Genomic DNA, 18,217 nt, shown 5'->3' with positions numbered 1-18,217 from the left:
GATGGGTCCGGACTACCGGGATGCAATCTGCTGGATATAAATGACGGAACCGCTTATGCGGTAAGCAAGGTGATTGTTTAGAACGCTCGCAAGTCAGGCCAATGAAGGCAATTTCAGGCACCAATCTCGAACAGGCAAAATCGCACAACCGACGCGTCGTGATCGAAGCGGTCCGGACGAATGGACCGTTGTCGCGGGCGGCCCTCTCCCGGTTGACGGCGCTCAGCACGCAGACGGTATCGAACATTGTCGAAGAACTCGAACGGTCCGAGTTGCTGAAGGCCGAAGCCCCCGAAAAGGCGGCGCGTGGACAGCCGATCACGCCCTACTCGATCAATCCGGACGGTGCCTACTCCATTGGCCTGGAGCTGGAGCGGGATCGTGCGGTTGGCGTGCTGACCGATCTTTCGGGACGTGTCCGTGCCAGGATCGACAAGCCCGTCGACAGGCCGACGCCGACCGAGGCGATGCCGATCCTCGGCGGTATCGCTGACGAACTGCAACGGAACTTTCGCTTCGATCGCGCCCGCCTGCTGGGTGTCGGCATCGCAATGCCGGGGCGGTATGCGGCCGAAGGTGTGACATCGCTGAGCCCGGTGACGCTTCCCGGCTGGCAGGGTTTCCCCGTGGCCCCGGAACTTGCCCGACTTGTTGGCGTCCCGGTTCTCGTCGAGAACGATGCCACCTCTGCTGCGATCGGCGAGCGGCTCCACGGCGTCGCTCGGGGCTTGAGCAGCTTTGTCTATCTGTTTCTCGGCGGGGGTATAGGGGCCGGCATGTTTCTCGACGGCCATCTCTACAAGGGAAGCCGCAACAATGCTGGCGAAATTGGCCATATGATCGTGGTGCCGGATGGGCTGGCCTGCGTGTGTGGCAAGCGTGGTTGCCTCGACCGCTATGTCTCGCTCGGCGCGGCCTACGAATATCTCGACATTGGCGACCCCAGGCAGCACGACCCTGAAACTCTTGCCGCCTTGATCGCGCAAGGGGACAGTCGGATTGATGCCTGGGCCGAGGCTGCCGCGAAGCCCATGCGTCAGACAATCGATGTTCTGGAATTGGCCTTCGATCCGCAGACGATCGTGCTTGGCGGTTCGATGCCCCCGTCACTGCTGCAGCGCCTCGCTCGAAAGCTGGATCCGTTGCATACCCCGGTCAATCCCGGGGAGGAACGAAACCTGCCGCGCATCATGATCGGTGCGACCGGCAGGGACACGGCGCTTCTGGGCGCCGCGGCACTGCCGATCTTCTCGGAAACGAACCCGCAGTTCGATGTCCTTCAAAAACCTCTGGGCTGACAACCTCACGGATAGGCGTACAGGACCGGCATCAATCCCGCGACTGCCTTGAAGCGCTCCCAGGACTTGTCCGCGGGCTTTGTCCAGGCGCTCTCGGCAAGTGCCGAGATCCGCGGAAACACCAGGCGGTCAAAGACCGCGCGATCGGTCATCGGCTCCGACCAGATGCAGGCCTGGATGCCACGCAGCTTCTTTTTCTGCTCGTCGCTCCAGCCTTCGACCGGGTCGAAATTGTAGAGCTTCTCGGGCTCCGACCACCCGGCCCAGCTGGCGCCCGGCTCGTCCCAATCGGGGCTGTTTGCCATGTCGAGATAGTAGACCTGCCCAGGGCAGACGACCATTTCGTAGCCCTGACCGGCGAGCGCCGCCGAAACTTCGACACTGCGCCAGCCGCAGAGATAGCTCTTTGCCTTGTCGATGACATTGCCATGCGCTGCCTCTTCCCAGCCGCCGGTGATGCAGCCCTGCTCGGCGAGGAACTTCTGGATCCGGGCGAGGAAAATCGACTGCAGAACCGCGGCTCCCGATCCGTCTATGTCGTCGGCGCCGTGAGTATTGGTGATGACGTTGAGCCGCTTGGCATGTGCTTTAGCCACTGCATCTCCGCCAAACTCGCGCAGACGCGCCAAGGCCTCCGGCGAACCCGACCAGGCGCCGAGGGGCACTTCATCGGCGCCGATATGGATCGTCTTGAAGGGAAAGAGCTCGATCAATTCGCGGAAGATCGTTTCCAGAACCTCGTAGGTCTTCTCGCGTGCCGGGTTCAGGCAGTTGTCGGGGAAGCCCTGAACCGAATGGTAGCTCCCGGCTTCTTGCGGGTCGCGAAGTTCCGGGATTGCCTGTTGCATGGCATAGCAATGTCCAGGGACATCGATCTCCGGCACGACCTCGATGCCGAGCTCCTTGGCGTGCGCGACGATCTCGCGTACCGCCGCCTTGGTGTAGTAACCACCGGTGCGGGCCGCGCCAGAGCCGAGAAGCGGCGGAATGKGAAGGCCGTGTCCCCGCCAGGCGCCGACTTCGGTCAGGGCAGGATAGGCGTCGATCTCGATCCGCCAGGCCTCGTCGTCCGAGAGGTGCCAATGGAAGCGGTTGACCTTGTTCCAGGCGAGGATGCTGAGCAGCTTCTTGATTTCAGCCTTGCCGTAGAACTGACGGGCAACATCGAGATGAAGGCCGCGCCATCCCATGGATGGCTCGTCGCGGATCTCGCCTTCGACCGGAAAACGGAAGGCGTGCGGATAAAGGTGCGCACCACGCCAGACCTGGCCAAGCGTGATCAGGCCATAGAGCAGGCCGGTCTGTGTGCCGGCGGAAATGTGTACGGTCTCGCTCGAGAAGGACACGCGATAGGCTTCTGGCGCCAGGCCCTCGACGACGTCAAGCATCACGGGCATTCCGCCTTCCGAGGCAGGACGAACGATCCCTTCGACCGCAAAGAGCTGTTCGACGAGGCCGGTAAAGGCAGCTGCCGCCGCAATGGCCGGGGGATTGCTGGCATTGAGCGCAAAGCCGGGAGGAACCGAGCGCTTGCCGGATACCGACACCACGTCAGGCCACGGGACGATCGCGACAGGCACAGGCGGATTGACCGGCACGGGATAGATTTCTGCGCCACGCTTCAATGGGGCATTGTTGGCAAGCGAGCGGGTCGGCTCGACAGATAGTGCAAGCGTGCCGCCGTCGGCGAACGCCACATAGGCACCGGCTGCCCCATCCGTCCAATGCTGGAACGGCCAGCTGAGAGCGGAGATGGTCAGCGTCCAGGTCTTGCCCGCCTCAAGCTCGAAATTCTCGGGCGGAAGAAATTCGGTGAAATTTGATAGCCGGCGGCCGATCGTGCCCCCCTCGATGTGAACAGCCGGATCCACCCGTCCCGGACCGCTGATGCAGAGGGTGAAGTTGGCAAGGGAATTCGATGAAAGGTTCTTGAGGTTGAGCGTGTAGGCCTGGTCTCGTTCGTCCGAAGCGGGCAGCCATGAGGTTTCGAGCCGCAGGGCGGGTTGGCGCTGTATCGACATCATCATCTCTTGATAGGGTTAGGGATTATGTTGTTCCGATTTGATCAATCAATTTGATTTAATCAGCTTGCGTTGGCGATCGTCAATCGGCAGAAGGAATTATTGCGCGCCCGGCAACGGCCCGTGTGCCAGGCGCCACGAAGGGGCCGTCACCCGCTGCAAGTGGTGAGATACAACTTGCAGCGTGTGATATCGTGATGTCGGTTAGACCGGCTTTGCCGCGTCCGGATGGGCAGCCTTGAACGCCGGCAGTGCGTTGCACGCGTCGACAATGCGAACGACGCGAGGAAACGCCGACATTTCGATACCCCAGCGACGGGCGTTGTAGACCTGCGGCACCAGGCAGAAATCCGCCATCGTCAGTGTGTCTCCAAATGTGTAGCGACCGGTCGTCGGCTCATCGAGCATCTGTTCCACCGCGTGCAGTCCGCTGCCGATGAACTTGGTCATCCACTCGGTTCGGGCGCCCTCCTCGCCAGTCAGGTGAGCGACGTGCGAGACGACATTAAGGTTGCAGATCGGATGAATATCCATGGCAACGGCATAAGACAGCGCCCTCACCCGCTGCCGCCCCACGGCAGTATCGGGCAGGAACCCGCTTTCGGGATAGGTCTCGGCAAGGTATTCGATGATGGCCAGGGATTGGGTGAGCGTGCGTCCGCCGATGCGCAAGGTGGGGACCAGACCCTGGGGATTGATTTTCAGATAGTCAGGATCCTTGTGGGCCAAGGCAAGCAGGTCGATCGGGACGGTCTCGAAGGCAAGCCCCAGCACATGAAGCGCGATGCGGACCCGGTAGCTGGCCGAGGAGCGCCAGTAGTCGTAAAGCACGATCCCGGTCATTGCCGCTCGTCCCCGGCGTAGCGTCGTACGGTCTGCTCGATCGCGCCGAAAATCGATGCACCGTGCTTGTCCTTCATCTCGATGCGAACCCTGTCGCCGAAGTGCAGGTAAGGCGTTTTGGGGCCTCCGTGCTCAATGGTCTCGATCATTCTGATCTCGGCGATGCAGGAATAGCCGTCTCCGCCTTCAACGATCGGCTTGCCGGGGCCGCCGTCACGCTTGTTGGAAACCGTGCCTGAACCGATGATCGAGCCTGCCGCCAGCGGGCGTGTTTTCGCCGCGTGCGAGACGAGCTGTCCGAAGTCGAACGTCATGTCTCTGCCGGCGTTGGCGCGGCCAAACGGAATGCCGTTCAAGCTGACGAGCAATGGAAGATGGACCCTGCCGTCCTTCCAGGCGTCGCCGAGTTCGTCCACTGTTACGGCGACGGGCGAGAAAGACGACGAGGGTTTCGACTGGAAGAAGCCGAATCCCTTGGCGAGCTCATCGGGAATGAGACCGCGCAGCGACACGTCGTTCACGAGCATCACGAGCCGGATTGCTTCATGTGCCTGCCGAGACGTTGCGCCCATCGCAACGTCATCGACGATGACGGCAACCTCGCCTTCCATATCGATGCCGAAGCGTTCATCGGCGGCAAGGATCGGGTCGCAAGGGGCGAGAAAGTTGTCGGAGCCGCCCTGGTACATCAGGGGATCGGTCCAGAATGTCGTCGGCATGTCGGCATTCCGCGCCCTTCGCACCAGCTCGACATGGTTGACGTAGGCCGATCCGTCCGCCCACTGGTAGGCGCGTGGCAGTGGGGAATGAACATGTCGCGGATCAAAGGGCTGGGATGGCACTGAGCCGGCTTCGAGGCTTTCGGCGAGGCGGGTAAGTTTTGGCGCGGTTGCCGGCCAGTCGTCCAGCGCTGCCTGCAGGGTGCGGGCGACCTCGCCCGCATCGGCAAACTGCGTCAGGTCACGGGTGACGACGATCAGTCGACCGTCGCGCGAACCGTCTTTGAGCGTGGCAAGTTTCATGTGATCCTCCGCGTTCGAGCCTACTTGATGCCAGGCGTCCCATCGAAACGGCGCTCCAGACCGTCCCAGCAATCAATATAGTCATCCTGCAGCGTCTCCAGTTCCGCAGCGTATCTTGTCAGCTGCTGCGGGAAGCGCGTCTCGAACATGAACGCCATCGTGTGATCGAGCTTGACCGGCTTCAGCTCGGCGTTGGACGCTTTCTCAAAGCCGGAGGCATCCGGCCCATGAGGCAGCATCATGTTGTGCAGGCTCATCCCGCCTGGGACGAAGCCCTTTTCCTTGGCGTCGTATTGTCCATGGATCAGCCCCATGAACTCGCTCATGATGTTGCGGTGATACCAGGGCGGTCGGAACGTGTGCTCGGCAACGAGCCAGCGGGGCGGAAAGATCACGAAGTCGACATTTGCCGTCCCTTCTTCACCACTCGGCGCTGTCAGGACCGTGAAAATCGACGGGTCCGGGTGATCGAAGAGAATGGCCCCGACCGGGGAGAAAGTCCTCAGGTCATATTTGAAGGGGATGTAGTTTCCGTGCCAGGCGACGACGTCGAGCGGCGAGTGGTCGATCTCGGTCACATAGAACTTGCCGCACCATTTCACATGCACGCGGCACGCCGTCTCCTTGTCCTCGAAGGCGGCGACCGGCGTCTTGAAGTCGCGGGCGTTCGCCAGGCAGTTGGCGCCGATCGGTCCACGATCCGGCATGGTGAACTTCGCTCCGTAGTTTTCGCAGATGTAGCCGCGCCACTCGGGCCCGTCGCCGAGACGTGAAACCTTGAACATCATCCCACGGGGGATGAGGCAGATTTCCGCCGGTTCGAGCTCCATGACGCCCATCTCGGTGAAGACGCTGATGGCGCCAAGTTGCGGAACAATGAGCAGTTCCCCGTCGGCATTGAAGAAATAGTCATCCACCATGTCCGCATTGAAGGCATAGGCATGCGCGGCCATCCCGACCTGGGTCATGACGTCGCCGGCTGCCGTCATCGTTCGGATTCCGGCAAGAAAGTCGGCGCTTACCACTGGAGCCGGGATCGGATCCCAGCGCAATTGACCAAGTGGCAGGGAGTGATCGTCGAGACATGGCGCCGATTTCCAGAAGGGGAAGCTCGCATTGGCGAAGCGGCGCGTGTGGCGAACGCTTGGCCTGATGCGATAGAGCCAGGAACGCTCGTTTGTTCCTCTCGGAGCCGTGAATGGCGAGCCGGACAGCTGCTCGGCATAAAGGCCATAGCTGCATTTTTGCGGGCTGTTCTGGCCCTGCGGCAATGCCCCTGGCAGCGCCTCCGTCTCGAAGTCGTTGCCGAACCCCGGCATGTAGGCCAGCTTGCTGGTCTCCGCCCGCGCACGGGAACCTGGTGCTTCGGTGGTGTCCATGCTTGCGTCTCCTCCGTCTATATAGTTACAAACGTAACCGTCGATTTTGTAACTATCAAGGAGCAGCCATGGAGAGTGGATTTGAGCTCGACGGCTTCATTCCCTACCGGCTCAATCGGGCGTCGGAACTCATCAGCCTGTCATTCGCGCGCCAGTACAAGCAGGAGTTCGATCTGACCCGGCCCGAATGGCGCACGCTTGCCGCACTCGGCAGTGTCGGCGTGATGACGGCAAAGGACATCGGCGCCCATTCACACATGCACAAGACCAAGGTGAGCCGGGCCGTCCATGCGCTTGAGCAGCGCCATTGGCTGAAGAGAATTCCGAGCTATACAGACCGACGTTTCGAAGAGATCGAACTGACGGCGCTCGGGCGCGAATACTACCGCAGGATCACAGTCCTTGCGCACAAGTACCAGGAGACGGTGTGCCAGAAGCTTGGCGAAGAGGCGATCCGCCACCTCGACCTTGCGCTTTCGGCGATCGAGGCTTCCGCAGGACTGCGGCGCAAATCGAAATGAATCTATGAGCCGCTGAGCGGGTAGCCTTCAAAGTGCTTCAACGTGTTGAGCACGATCGAGGTTTTCACGTGCTGGACGGATTCGTGCGGCAACAGGACGTCGTTGACGAACCGCGAAAGGCCCGACAGGCCGCGCGTCGCCACTTTCAGGTGATAGTCCATCTCGCCCGTCAGCGCATAGGCCTCCAGGACCTCTGGCAGGCCGTTGACCAATTGCTGAAAGCGACGGGCATTGTCGCGATTATGGGTTGCCAGCGTGACCGAGATGACGACCAAAAGATTGAGCCCAAGCCTGTCCGGATCGAGATTTGCCTGATAGCCGCGAATGAAGCCCTCTGCCTCCAACCGCGTTCGCCGTCGCGAGCATTGGGAGGCCGAGAGGCTGATGCGTTCGGACAGTTCGATATTGGTCAACCGTCCGTCTCTTTGAAGTTCGGCGAGGATCTTCAGGTCGAAACCATCCAGCTGCTCAGACATTGTACGATTATCTCGTCCTATGCACATTCCGTGCGGATATTTGGCCATAAGCCACCACAATGCAAGCACATTGCACAAGGACAGGTCCATAATTTGCATCCAACTGGCTACAGCCTCAGGAGGAGCAAATGGGCCCCTATCCGCACGACGCACCGCCGTCTCAGATCACTGTTGACAATCCTGCCGGCACGGACGGGTTCGAGTTCGTCGAATTCGCACATCCAGCGCCCGAGAAGCTGGCGGAACTGTTCGACCGTATGGGATATCGCGCCGTCGCCAGGCACAAGAGCAGGAACATCACGGTCTGGCGTCAGGGCGACATCAACTACATCGTCAATGCCGAGCCGGGCAGCCATGCCATGCGCTTCGTCGAGGATCATGGGCCCTGCGCGCCGTCGATGGCGTGGCGTGTCGTCGATGCCAGGCATGCCTTCGACCATGCCGTTGCCAGGGGCGCGACACCCTACGAGGGCAAGGACAAGACCCTCGACGTGCCAGCGATCGTCGGCATTGGCGGCTCGCTTCTCTACTTCGTGGAGCGCTACGGCGCGAAGGGCTCGGCTTATGATCTCGAGTTCGACTGGCTGGCCGAGCGTGATCCGCGGCCCAAGGGTGTCGGCTTCTTCTATCTCGACCACCTGACCCATAACGTCTATCGCGGCAACATGGACAAGTGGTGGGACTTCTATCGCGAACTCTTCAACTTCAAGCAGATCCACTTCTTCAATATTGACGGCCGGATCACGGGGTTGATGAGCCGTGCAATCACCTCTCCCTGTGGCAAGATCCGTATTCCGCTGAATGAATCGAAGGACGAGACCAGCCAGATCGAGGAGTATCTGAAGAAGTACAGAGGCGAAGGCATCCAGCACATTGCCGTCGGTACCGACGCCATCTACGAGGCGACCGACAAGCTTGCCGAAAACGGCCTGCGCTTCATGCCGGGTCCTCCGGAGACCTACTACGATATGTCACGCGAGCGCGTTCATGGACATGACGAGCCGATCGAACGAATGGCCAGGCATGGCATCCTGATCGACGGCGAAGGCGTGCTCGATGGCGGCACGACGAAGATCCTGCTGCAGATCTTCTCGAAGACGGTGATTGGTCCGATCTTTTTCGAGTTTATCCAGCGCAAGGGCGACGAAGGTTTCGGCGAAGGCAACTTCCGGGCGCTTTTCGAATCGATCGAAGCCGACCAGATACGCCGCGGTGTCATCAAGCCCGCTGCCGCCTAGCGGAAATGAACTTGTGAATTAGTGGCCGTCTGGGGCAACAGCCTCCGGCGGCACTGTTTCCAGCAGGTTCTTGCGATGGAAGATGAACAGGCCGGCGACGACGATGATCGTGCCGCCTGAGATCACATAGAGATCCGGAACGTCGCCGAAGAACAGATATCCGAGCGCAATCGCCCAGATCAGAAGGCTGTATTGAAGGGGCGCCAGCAAGGATGCCGGGGCGAGCTTCAGCGAACGCGTGATCAGAAGGTGCGCACAGGATGCAACGACGCCGAGGGCGAGCATGCCGGTGAGCTCGACCGGGGTTGTTGGCTGCCAGGCGCCGATGGAAAGCACCGCCCCGACGACGAGTGCGGCGACCATCTGCCAGGTAACAAGGGTCGTGTCACTGGTGTTGCGGAGGTATCGGTTGAGCACCAGGGCCATCGAAAAGGACAGGCTGCCGACAATGCCGAAAAGTGAGGGCAGCGACAGCATCGCCGAGGACGGACGCAGCGCGATCACCACGCCGCAGAAGCCGACGAAGACCGCAAGCCAACGACGCCAGCCGATCCGTTCATTGAGGAAGAAATGCGAGAGCGCGGCGACATAGATCGGTCCGGCCATGTAGAAGGTCATGACGTCAGCGAGCGGCAGGTAGGCGACGGCGGCGTAAAACAGGCCGACATCGAGTGTTGCGAAGAGCACGCGAAGAAACTGCAGCCCCTTCTGCTCTACCCTGAACAGTTGGGCTGGGCCCTGCCTGGCAATCAGGGGTCCCAGGACGATGAAGCATCCGAGCGAGCGGATCAGCAACACCTGGCCGACAGAGAAGCTTGTCACGAGCCACTTGCCCATCGCGTCATTGAGCGCGAAGAGAAAGTCCCCGAGAAGCATCAGAACAACGCCCAGTAGCACGAAGTTCTTGAGGCCCGTCGCGGTAGGCTGCGGTTGCATGTCGGAATTCCTGTTGCCGGTCGCCGCATCGCGGCAGCCGGCGGCGTCGCGCATATCAGCAGGAGTGTCAAGCCACGGCAGAGGGCTATTCGGTCTTGCCCCGCAGCATTTCGATGATTGCAGAGAAATCGCGCGCGCCATTCCCCTGCTTCTCAAAGAGCGCATAGAGCTGAGAAGCTTCGGCGCCGAGCGGCGTCGAGGCGCCGGTCGACAGTGCCGCCTCCTGCGACAGGCGCAGGTCCTTCAGCATCAGTGCGGCCGCAAAACCAGGCTTGTAGTCATTGTTCGCGGGCGATGTCGGAACCGGTCCCGGGACAGGGCAATAGGTGCTGATCGACCAGCATTGTCCCGACGAGGTCGAGGCGACGTCGAACAGCGCCTGATGCGAAAGACCGAGCTTTTCGCCAAGCGCGAAAGCTTCGCAGACGCCGATCATCGAGATGCCAAGGATCATGTTGTTGCAGATCTTCGCTGCTTGCCCTGCGCCCGCGTCCCCGCAATGGACGATTTTCCTGCCCATGGCTTCCAGGACCGGCTTTGCCTTCGCAAACGCCTCGTCCGATCCGCCGGCCATGAAGGTCAGTGTACCTGCGGCCGCCCCGCCGGTGCCGCCGGACACAGGTGCATCGAGGGAAAGGCAACCGGCATTGCTTGCCATTACGTGCGCCTTGCGGGCGCTGTCGACATCAATCGTCGAACTATCGATGACAAGCGTCCGGGTGGGGATGGAGCGAAGGATGTCAGTCCAGGCGCTGAGCACATGCTTGCCCTGCGGCAGCATCGTCACGACGATCTCGGCGTCCGAAACAGCCTGGCTGATATGGCCTGCCGCCTTCACCCCGTGCTCTTCCGCAGCCTGCAGGACGGGGGCGGCGAGGTCAAAACCGGTGACTTCATGACCAGCCTTGACGAGGTTGGCGGCCATCGGTCCGCCCATGTTGCCAAGCCCGATGAATGCAATCCGTGCCATGCCGTTCTCCTATCTGTTGTCCGCCAGGATCATCGCAGCTGCCTTTTCGGCGATCATGATCGTCGGCGAATTGGTATTGCCCGACGTGATGGCCGGCATCACGGAGGCGTCTGCAATCCGGAGCTTCGCCAACGCCCGGAACCTGAGGCGAGGATCGACGACACTTTCGCGATCGGAACCCATCCGGCATGTTCCGACAGGGTGGAAGATCGTCGTGCCAATATCCCCGGCTGCCTGCGCCAGTTCCGCGTCCCTTTGGTAATTCGGGCCAGGCCTGAACTCCTCGGGCCGGAACCGCGCAAAGGACGGCTGCGCGACGATCTTCCGTGTCATGCGTATCGCGCGAATAGCTATGTCGCGATCTCGTTCGGTCGAGAGATAGTTCGGACTGATCGTCGGCTGGAGAGCAAAATCCGGGCTCGCCACATGGACCGAACCGCGGCTTTCGGGTCTGAGGTTACAGACGCTCGCGGTGATGGCAGGAAAAGGGTGAACCGGATCGCCGAACTTGTCGAGCGACACCGGCTGCACATGGTATTGAAGGTCTGGTGTCTCCTTGTCGGGGCCGGAGCGGGTGAAGATGCCAAGCTGGCTTGGCGCCATTGCCATCGGCCCTGAACGTCTGATCAGATATTCCAGGCCGATCTGAGCCTTGCCGATGAACCTTGTTGCCTTCTCGTTCAGCGTCGCAACGCCGGTGACCTTGTAGACCATACGAAGCTGCAGGTGGTCCTGGAGGTTCTCGCCGATGCCTTTTACCTCGGCAATGACCTCCACGCCCGCGCTTTTCAGCACCTCTCCTTGGCCCAGACCGGACAGCTCCAGGATGTGTGGCGAACCGATCGCGCCCGCCGCGAGGATCGTTTCCCTCGTCGCGTAGGCGCGCTTCGTGGTGCCCGCATGCTGATAATCGACGCCCGTGACAGCGCCATCCTCGATCAGCAGCCGGCGCGCCTGCGCCTTCGTCAGAACCGTCAGATTGCCTCGCCGCATGGCCGGGCGCAGGAAGGCCTTGGTCGTATTCCAGCGGATGCCGGACCGCTGGTTGACGTCGAAGTAGCCTGATCCCTCGTTGTCGCCRGTGTTGAAGTCGGGCGTTTCCGGAATGCCGGCTTCCCTGGCGGCGGCCTGGAACGCATCGAGTACCGCCCAGCGAACGCGGGCTTTTTCCACCCGCCACTCGCCGCCTGTTCCATGCATCTCGTTCTCGCCGCGATAGTAGTCCTCCGATTTGCGGAAGAACGGAAGCACGTCGTCCCAGCCCCAGCCCGAGCATCCCATCTGCCGCCAGAGATCATAGTCGCGTGCCTGGCCGCGCATGTAGATCATGCCGTTTATCGAGGATGAGCCGCCGAGCACCTTGCCGCGCGGATAATTGAGGGCGCGCCCGTTCAATCCCTGCTGCGGAACCGTCGTGAAGCACCAATCGGTGCGCGGGTTGTTGATGCAATAGAGATAGCCGACAGGAATATGGATCCAGTGGTAATTGTCGCTGCCACCGGCCTCCAGCAGCAGAACGCGCGTGTTGTGATCCTCGGACAGCCGGTTGGCGAGAACACAGCCGGCGCTGCCGGCACCAATGATGATGTAGTCGAAGCGATCCATGCAAATGCCACCCGCAGGTTAGCGGCGGTAGACGAAGCCGAGCTTCCGACCGAGACGCGACGCATAAAACTCGCCGATGATGCCGCGGCGGAAGATCAGCACGCAAACCATGAACACCACACCTGTGATGATCGTCACCGGGAATTCCGATGTTGCCAGGTAGTTTTCCAGCGTGACGACAAGGCCCGCGCCAAACAGCGGACCGATCAGGGTACCAATACCGCCAAGCAGGGTCATCAGGATCACCTCGCCAGACATCTGCCAGGCGACATCGGTCAAGGTCGCGAACTGGAAGACGAGGGATTTTACTGCCCCGGCCAGGCCCGCGAGTGCCGCCGACATAACGAAGGCGCCCAGCTTGTAGCGCGCGACGGAATAACCGAGCGATATCGCCCGCTGCTCGTTCTCGCGGATCGATTTCAGGATCATGCCGAACGGCGAATTGATGAAGCGCCAGATAATCAGGATGCCGACGACGAAAACGGCCAGCACGAAATAATACATGTTGGTCGAACTACTGAGATCGAGGACGCCGAACAGATGACCGCGCGGCACGGACTGGATACCGTCCTCGCCATGCGTGAACGCCGCTTGCAGGCAGAAGAAGAAGAACATTTGCGAGAGGGCAAGCGTAATCATCGCGAAATAGATACCCTGACGGCGGATCGCGAAGAAACCCATGACCAGGCCGAGGATGGCAGCACCTGCGACGCCGACCAGGATGCCGAGTTCCGGCGAAAACCCCCATTCCTTCACGGCATGGGCGGTAAAATAGGCAGCCCCGCCGAAGAAGGTCGCATGACCGAACGACAGAAGGCCGGTATAGCCGAGCAGCAGGTTGAAGGCGCAGGCAAACAGCGCAAAGCACAAAAGCTTCATCAGGAAAATCGGGTAGAAGAAGAACGGCGCCAATAGCAGAAGCAGCAGGCCGATGATCAGGAATGCCGCCTGTACCGATAGCGCGGTGCGGCTTTTTTCCGGACGGATGGTTTCGGTGATCTCTGTCATCGTCATGCATCCCGGCCGAAGAGGCCCGCGGGCCTGATGAGAAGAACGATTGCCATGATGACGAAGATCACGATGTTGGACGCCTCCGGATAGAAGACCTTGGTCAGGCCTTCCGCGATGCCGAGTACATAACCGGTGATGATCGCGCCCATGATCGAGCCCATGCCACCAACCACGACGACGGCGAACACGACGATGATCATGCTGGAGCCCATCAACGGCGACACCTGATAGATCGGCGCGGCCAGTACACCCGCAAAGGCCGCAAGACCGGCTCCAAGTGCGTAGGTCAATGTCAGGAGAACCGGCACGTTGACGCCAAATGCCTGGACGAGCGTTGCATTCTCGGTGGCGGCCCTGAGATAGGCGCCGAGCTTTGTCTTCTCGATCAGGAGCCAGGTGCCGAGGCAGACCACAAGCGACACGACGACCACCCAGCCGCGATAGATCGGCAGGAACATGAAGCCGAGATTGACGGCGCCGGCGAGGGCAGCGGGTTGCGCGTAGGGTTGGCCGGATGAGCCGTAGAGGTAACGGAAGGTGCCTTCGACCGTCAGGGCCAGACCGAATGTGAAGAGCAGTCCGTAGAGTGGGTCCAGATCATAGAGCCGACGGAGGAACAAACGTTCGATCACCGCGCCGGCCAATCCGACGATCACGGGGGCAAGGATCAGCGATGGCCAGTAACCAATGCCGGCATAGGCAAGCAGAAGGTAGGCGGCGAAGGCGCCGAGCATGTATTGCGCGCCGTGCGCGAAATTGATGACGCGCAATAGGCCGAAGATGATGGCGAGCCCGAGGCTCAAGAGCGCGTAGAAAGAGCCGTTGATCAGACCGATCAGCAACTGGCCCATGAACGCCTGCAGGGGAATGCCGAAGATCATTGTCATTCAGATCACACTCCCAGAACCTTGTGCAGCGTATCCATCCGCTGGGGCAACTCGCCCACCGGGAACTCCGAAACCATCTGCCCGTGATCCATAAGATAGAAGCGATCGGCGATCCGGCTAGCGAAACGGAAATTCTGCTCGACAAGCAGGATCGTCATGCCCCGCTCCTTCAATTGCCTCAGCACTTCGCCGATGCGCTGGACGATGACGGGCGCCAGTCCCTCCGTGGGTTCGTCGAGCAAGAGCATGCGAACACCGGTGCGCAAAATGCGGGCGATTGCCAGCATTTGCTGCTCACCGCCCGACAGCTTCGTGCCCGCACTGTTGCGGCGCTCGTAAAGATTTGGAAACAGCTCGTAGATCTCCTCGACCGTCATGCCGCCCGAGGCAACGACTGGCGGCAGCATCAGATTCTCGGACACCGTCAACGTCGAGAATATGCCGCGCTCCTCCGGCACGAAGCCGATACCGCGATGCGCCGTCTTGTGTAACGGCACCTGCATCATGTCCTTACCTGCGAATGTCAGCTTGCCCTTGCGGGTGCGGACGATGCCGGTGATGGTGCGCAGCGTCGTCGTCTTTCCGACGCCGTTGCGGCCAAGAATGGTGACTGTCTCACCCTCGCCAACCCGCATGTCGACACCGTGCAGGATGTGGCTTTCGCCGTACCAGGCGTTGAGCCCCTGGACGTCCAGAAGTGTCGCCATCAGCCCTCCTCCGTGCCCATGTAGGCCTGGCGAACCCGCTCATCGGCGCTGACGGTCGCATAGTCGCCTTCGGCAAGGATTTCGCCACGCTGCAGCACGGTCACATGCTGGCAGATGTTGGCGACGACGGACAGATTGTGCTCGACCATCAGGACGGCGCGGTCGCGCGCCACCTCGCGGATCAGAGCGGAGACGACGCCGACATCCTCGTGCCCCATGCCGGCCATCGGTTCGTCGAGAAGGAGCACTCTTGGATCAAGTGCCAAGGTCGTTGCGATCTCAAGGACGCGCTTGCGGCCATAGGAAAGATCGGCGGCGATGGCGTCGCGCTCCTTGAAGAGGCCGACCTTCGCAAGCAGCTGTTCGGCGCGATCGTTCAATGCGTCGAGTGCTGATAGTGGGCGCCAGAATTGCGTTGACAGCTTGTTGGGCCGTTGCAGCGCCACCCGCACATTGTCGAGAACGCTGAGATGTGGAAACACGGCCGAGATCTGGAATGATCGCACCAACCCCATGCGCGCCACCTTGTCGGGTGCCGTTCTGGTGATATCCGTCCCCATCAGCGTGATGGTGCCCGATGTCGGCTGCAGGAACTTCGTCAGCAGGTTGAATACCGTCGTCTTTCCCGCGCCGTTGGGGCCGATCAGGGCATGCACGCTCGCGTCATGGACGTCGAGATCAACATTCTTGACGGCAGTGAAGCCGCCGAAGTCACGACGCAGGCCGCGAGCGGAAAGGACCACCCGCGGCATAGCGTTCGATTGGGTCGCGGAAACCGCCATCGCCTAGTTCACCAAGGCGCAGCCGCTCTTGGCGGGATCGATATAGGCTTCCTTGCCCGGAATGGTCGCGAGAACGTTGAAGTAGTCCCACGGTTCCTTGCTGTCGGCCGGCTTCTTGACCTGCAGCAGGTACATGTCGTGGATCATGCGGCCATTCGGGCCGACGGTGCCACCGCGAGCGAAGGCGTCGTCGACGGGCAGTTCGTGCAGCTGCTTGGCAACGGCCTCGGTGTCGTCGGTGCCGGCCTTGTCGATCGCCTTGAGATACTGGAGCACGGCCGAATAGGTACCGGCGTGGATCATGTTCGGCATCTTGCCGGTGCGGGCGAAGAACTTCTTGCCGAATTCGCGGCTCTTGTCGTCGAGGTTCCAGTAATAGCCTTCCGTCAGCGTCAGGCCTTGCGCTGCCTCGAGCCCCAGGCCGTGAACTTCGGCCAGCGTGAAGAGCAGTGCCGCCAGATGCTGGCCACCCTGAGTGATGCCGAACTCGGCAGCCTGCTTGATGGCGTTGGACGTATCAAGGCCGGCATTGGCAAGGCCGATCACCTTGGCGCCGGAGGATTGTGCCTGCAGCAGGAAGGACGAGAAATCCTGGTTCGACAGGGGATGGCGGACAGAACCGACGACCTTGCCGCCGGCGGACTTGACGAAATCGCTCGTCTGCTGCTCCAGGGAGTAGCCGAACGCGTAGTCGGCCGTCAGGAAGAACCAGCTGTCGCCGCCTTGCTTGACAAGCGCACCGCCAGTGCCGACGGCAAGCGCATGCGTGTCATAGGCCCAGTGGAAGCCGTAGGGCGAACAGGCCTTCCCGGTGAGATCCGTGGTCGCGGCCCCGGTGACGATGTTGATCTTCTTCTTTTCCTTCCCGATCGCCTGAACCGCGAGCGCCACTGACGAGGTGGTCAATTCCATGATCGCGTCCACTTGCTCCGTGTCGTACCACTGGCGGGCAATGTTGGAGGCGATGTCAGGCTTGTTCTGGTGGTCGGCGTCGACAATCTCCACCGGCACGCCAAGCACCTTGCCGCCGAAATCCTCGACCGCCATCTTGGCCGCCTCGACGGAGGACTTGCCGCCGAAATCAGCGTAGACGCCGGACTGGTCGTTCAGGATGCCGATCTTCACCTTGCCGTCGGATGCACCATCGGCGAGCACGGCAGTGCTGCTTGCAAGCAGGAATGCCAGCGACGCAATGAGATTCTTTCGCATATGTCTCTCCTCCCAGAGATTGGCCAGAATGCGGATCTGTTCAAATTTGGCCAGCCGCCCTCCTCAAGGCCGCCAGCGCATGCCCCACGATCACGGAATTGCACCAATCAGGCAAGGCCGCTTTACAACTAATTCCAAACAGTATCTGTTCGTTTTTGAACAGAACTATTGGTCTGTCGAGGTTCCCCAATGAATGCAGATCGTTAGGGCGCTTTCGTTGGAACCTAGGGCGGAAGACGACGAGGTGCAGGCCGGGGCGCATTAGACGAAAGACCAATATCGAACGGCTGGATGATGCAAGCGCCGATTGGGGGATCCGAATGAACAATCCGCCGCAATTTACCTGGGATGACCTGCAGTTCTTTCTCGCGGTTGCCCGCACCGGACAGCTGTCGACGGCGGCGCGGCAATTGCGCACCAGCCACGCCACCGTGTCGCGCCGCATCGACCGGCTGGAGTTTGCGCTCAAGGTCAAGCTCTTCGAACGCAACCCTCGCGGCTATGTGATGACGGCGATGGGCGCCCGCTTCGTCGAAACCGCCGAGAAGATGGAGCAGGAGACCGAACGGTTGCGCGCCGACCTCACCGACGGCGCAACGACCCAACGCGGCGTGGTACGCCTCAGTGCGCCCGAGGGCTTCTCCAATTTCTTCTTCGCGCGTGTGTTGCCGCAGTTCGTCGCCCGGCATCCGAATTTGTCGCTCGAACTTGTGACGATCCAGCAGATCATGTCGCTGTCGCGCAAGGAGGCCGATATCACCGTCGTTCTCGATGAGCCGAAGGGCGGACCGTATTTCTCCGACAAGCTCACCGACTACCACCTTCAGGTCTATGGCTCGCGGGACTATCTGCACCGAAGCGCGCCCATCACCTGCCGCGACGACCTCCTGGGGCACCCGTTCATCAGCTACATAGAGGAAATGATCTTCGCCCCTGGCCTCGACTATCTTGGCGACGTTCATCCGCGCATCAAGCCGCAGTTCCAGAGCTCGAGCATCTTTGCGCAGCTGACGGCGACCAGAAATGGTCTTGGGCTTTGCGTGCTTCCCTATTTCTTCGCAAGTCGCTACCCCGAACTCGAGCGGGTTCTGCCTGAAGAGGTCGATCTCAGGCGGCACTACTGGATCACCTGCCATCGCGATCTTCGCCAGTCGCCGCGGGTGCGTGCGGTAATCGATTTCCTGCGCGAGGCGGTGACCGGCGAGGACGTCAGGTTCATTCCGCCCTGGGTGAAGCGATAAGGCGCCACCGAGCAGTGTTCTTGGCGAGTTGACCCATTCGACGGCCGGGTCTATGCCCGAAGGATGTTGGT

17 protein-coding genes are annotated in these 18,217 nt (G+C 60.9%); 4 read left to right on the top strand and 13 right to left on the bottom strand.

The genetic code is table 11. From position 1 onward, the window contains the following. Positions 1-101: 101 nt before the first annotated feature. Positions 102-1,298 carry an ROK family protein gene (locus tag AC1DE4_RS03765; RefSeq protein ID WP_477880031.1) on the top strand — a complete coding sequence of 399 codons (1,197 nt, stop codon included), beginning with the start codon at positions 102-104 and terminating at the stop codon, positions 1,296-1,298. 5 nt (positions 1,299-1,303) lie between these two features. Here the strand turns inward: AC1DE4_RS03765 and AC1DE4_RS03760 are convergent, their stop codons facing one another. The 4 genes from AC1DE4_RS03760 to hmgA form a co-directional block, all read right to left on the bottom strand. Beyond that, positions 1,304-3,325 carry a beta-N-acetylhexosaminidase gene (locus tag AC1DE4_RS03760; protein WP_477880029.1) on the bottom strand — a complete coding sequence of 674 codons (2,022 nt, stop codon included), beginning with the start codon at positions 3,323-3,325 and terminating at the stop codon, positions 1,304-1,306. A gap of 198 nt (positions 3,326-3,523) precedes the next feature. Next, complete coding sequence (gene maiA / locus AC1DE4_RS03755; RefSeq protein WP_477880027.1) at positions 3,524-4,162, bottom strand: maleylacetoacetate isomerase; 639 nt, start codon at positions 4,160-4,162, stop codon at positions 3,524-3,526. Next, positions 4,159-5,184 (bottom strand): fumarylacetoacetate hydrolase family protein, encoded by a 1,026-nt coding sequence (locus tag AC1DE4_RS03750; RefSeq protein WP_477880025.1) that lies wholly within the window; start codon positions 5,182-5,184, stop codon positions 4,159-4,161. The genes maiA and AC1DE4_RS03750 overlap by 4 nt, the downstream gene beginning before the upstream one ends. 20 nt (positions 5,185-5,204) lie before the next feature. Beyond that, entirely contained in the window at positions 5,205-6,563 is a 1,359-nt protein-coding gene (gene hmgA, locus AC1DE4_RS03745) for a homogentisate 1,2-dioxygenase (protein ID WP_477880023.1), read from the bottom strand. 68 nt (positions 6,564-6,631) lie between these two features. Here hmgA and AC1DE4_RS03740 point away from each other — a divergent pair, with 68 nt between their 5' ends. Continuing rightward, positions 6,632-7,084, top strand: a complete 453-nt coding sequence (locus tag AC1DE4_RS03740; RefSeq protein WP_477880021.1) for a MarR family winged helix-turn-helix transcriptional regulator — start codon at positions 6,632-6,634, stop codon at positions 7,082-7,084. 2 nt (positions 7,085-7,086) lie between these two features. Here the strand turns inward: AC1DE4_RS03740 and AC1DE4_RS03735 are convergent, their stop codons facing one another. Further along, on the bottom strand, positions 7,087-7,560 hold the full coding sequence (locus tag AC1DE4_RS03735) for an Lrp/AsnC family transcriptional regulator (RefSeq protein WP_025658357.1): 474 nt from the start codon (positions 7,558-7,560) through the stop codon (positions 7,087-7,089). A 128-nt stretch (positions 7,561-7,688) separates the two neighbouring features. On the opposite strand from AC1DE4_RS03735, the gene hppD reads away from it, so the two are divergent. Continuing rightward, a complete protein-coding gene (hppD, locus tag AC1DE4_RS03730; RefSeq protein ID WP_112666722.1) occupies positions 7,689-8,798 on the top strand; it encodes a 4-hydroxyphenylpyruvate dioxygenase in 1,110 nt (369 codons plus the stop codon). A gap of 18 nt (positions 8,799-8,816) precedes the next feature. Here the strand turns inward: hppD and AC1DE4_RS03725 are convergent, their stop codons facing one another. The 8 genes from AC1DE4_RS03725 to AC1DE4_RS03690 form a co-directional block, all read right to left on the bottom strand. Beyond that, entirely contained in the window at positions 8,817-9,734 is a 918-nt protein-coding gene (locus AC1DE4_RS03725) for a DMT family transporter (RefSeq protein WP_477880018.1), read from the bottom strand. Positions 9,735-9,819: 85 nt separating this feature from the next. Continuing rightward, the gene (gene mmsB / locus AC1DE4_RS03720) at positions 9,820-10,704 is read right to left on the bottom strand and encodes a 3-hydroxyisobutyrate dehydrogenase (RefSeq protein ID WP_477880016.1); all 885 of its coding nucleotides are present in this window, start codon (positions 10,702-10,704) and stop codon (positions 9,820-9,822) included. A gap of 9 nt (positions 10,705-10,713) precedes the next feature. Further along, positions 10,714-12,309 carry a GMC family oxidoreductase gene (locus tag AC1DE4_RS03715; protein WP_477880014.1) on the bottom strand — a complete coding sequence of 532 codons (1,596 nt, stop codon included), beginning with the start codon at positions 12,307-12,309 and terminating at the stop codon, positions 10,714-10,716. Between the two features lie 18 nt (positions 12,310-12,327). Beyond that, the gene (locus tag AC1DE4_RS03710) at positions 12,328-13,317 is read right to left on the bottom strand and encodes a branched-chain amino acid ABC transporter permease (RefSeq protein ID WP_169680004.1); all 990 of its coding nucleotides are present in this window, start codon (positions 13,315-13,317) and stop codon (positions 12,328-12,330) included. Positions 13,318-13,319: 2 nt separating this feature from the next. Then, positions 13,320-14,207 carry a branched-chain amino acid ABC transporter permease gene (locus tag AC1DE4_RS03705; protein WP_025658351.1) on the bottom strand — a complete coding sequence of 296 codons (888 nt, stop codon included), beginning with the start codon at positions 14,205-14,207 and terminating at the stop codon, positions 13,320-13,322. Positions 14,208-14,212: 5 nt separating this feature from the next. Beyond that, a complete protein-coding gene (locus AC1DE4_RS03700; protein WP_169680007.1) occupies positions 14,213-14,914 on the bottom strand; it encodes an ABC transporter ATP-binding protein in 702 nt (233 codons plus the stop codon). Beyond that, a complete protein-coding gene (locus tag AC1DE4_RS03695; RefSeq protein WP_018855464.1) occupies positions 14,914-15,696 on the bottom strand; it encodes an ABC transporter ATP-binding protein in 783 nt (260 codons plus the stop codon). Before AC1DE4_RS03695 ends, AC1DE4_RS03700 begins: the two co-directional genes overlap by 1 nt. 3 nt (positions 15,697-15,699) lie before the next feature. Further along, positions 15,700-16,905 (bottom strand): ABC transporter substrate-binding protein, encoded by a 1,206-nt coding sequence (locus AC1DE4_RS03690; protein WP_477880010.1) that lies wholly within the window; start codon positions 16,903-16,905, stop codon positions 15,700-15,702. 320 nt (positions 16,906-17,225) lie between these two features. Here AC1DE4_RS03690 and AC1DE4_RS03685 point away from each other — a divergent pair, with 320 nt between their 5' ends. After that, positions 17,226-18,146 (top strand): LysR family transcriptional regulator, encoded by a 921-nt coding sequence (locus AC1DE4_RS03685; protein ID WP_113113108.1) that lies wholly within the window; start codon positions 17,226-17,228, stop codon positions 18,144-18,146. Positions 18,147-18,217 lie beyond the last annotated feature (71 nt).

The organism is Rhizobium sp. 10N414 (assembly GCF_056394785.1).
The sequence above is the reverse complement of the archived record's forward strand: the minus strand, read 5'-3'. Positions and strand labels throughout refer to the sequence as shown.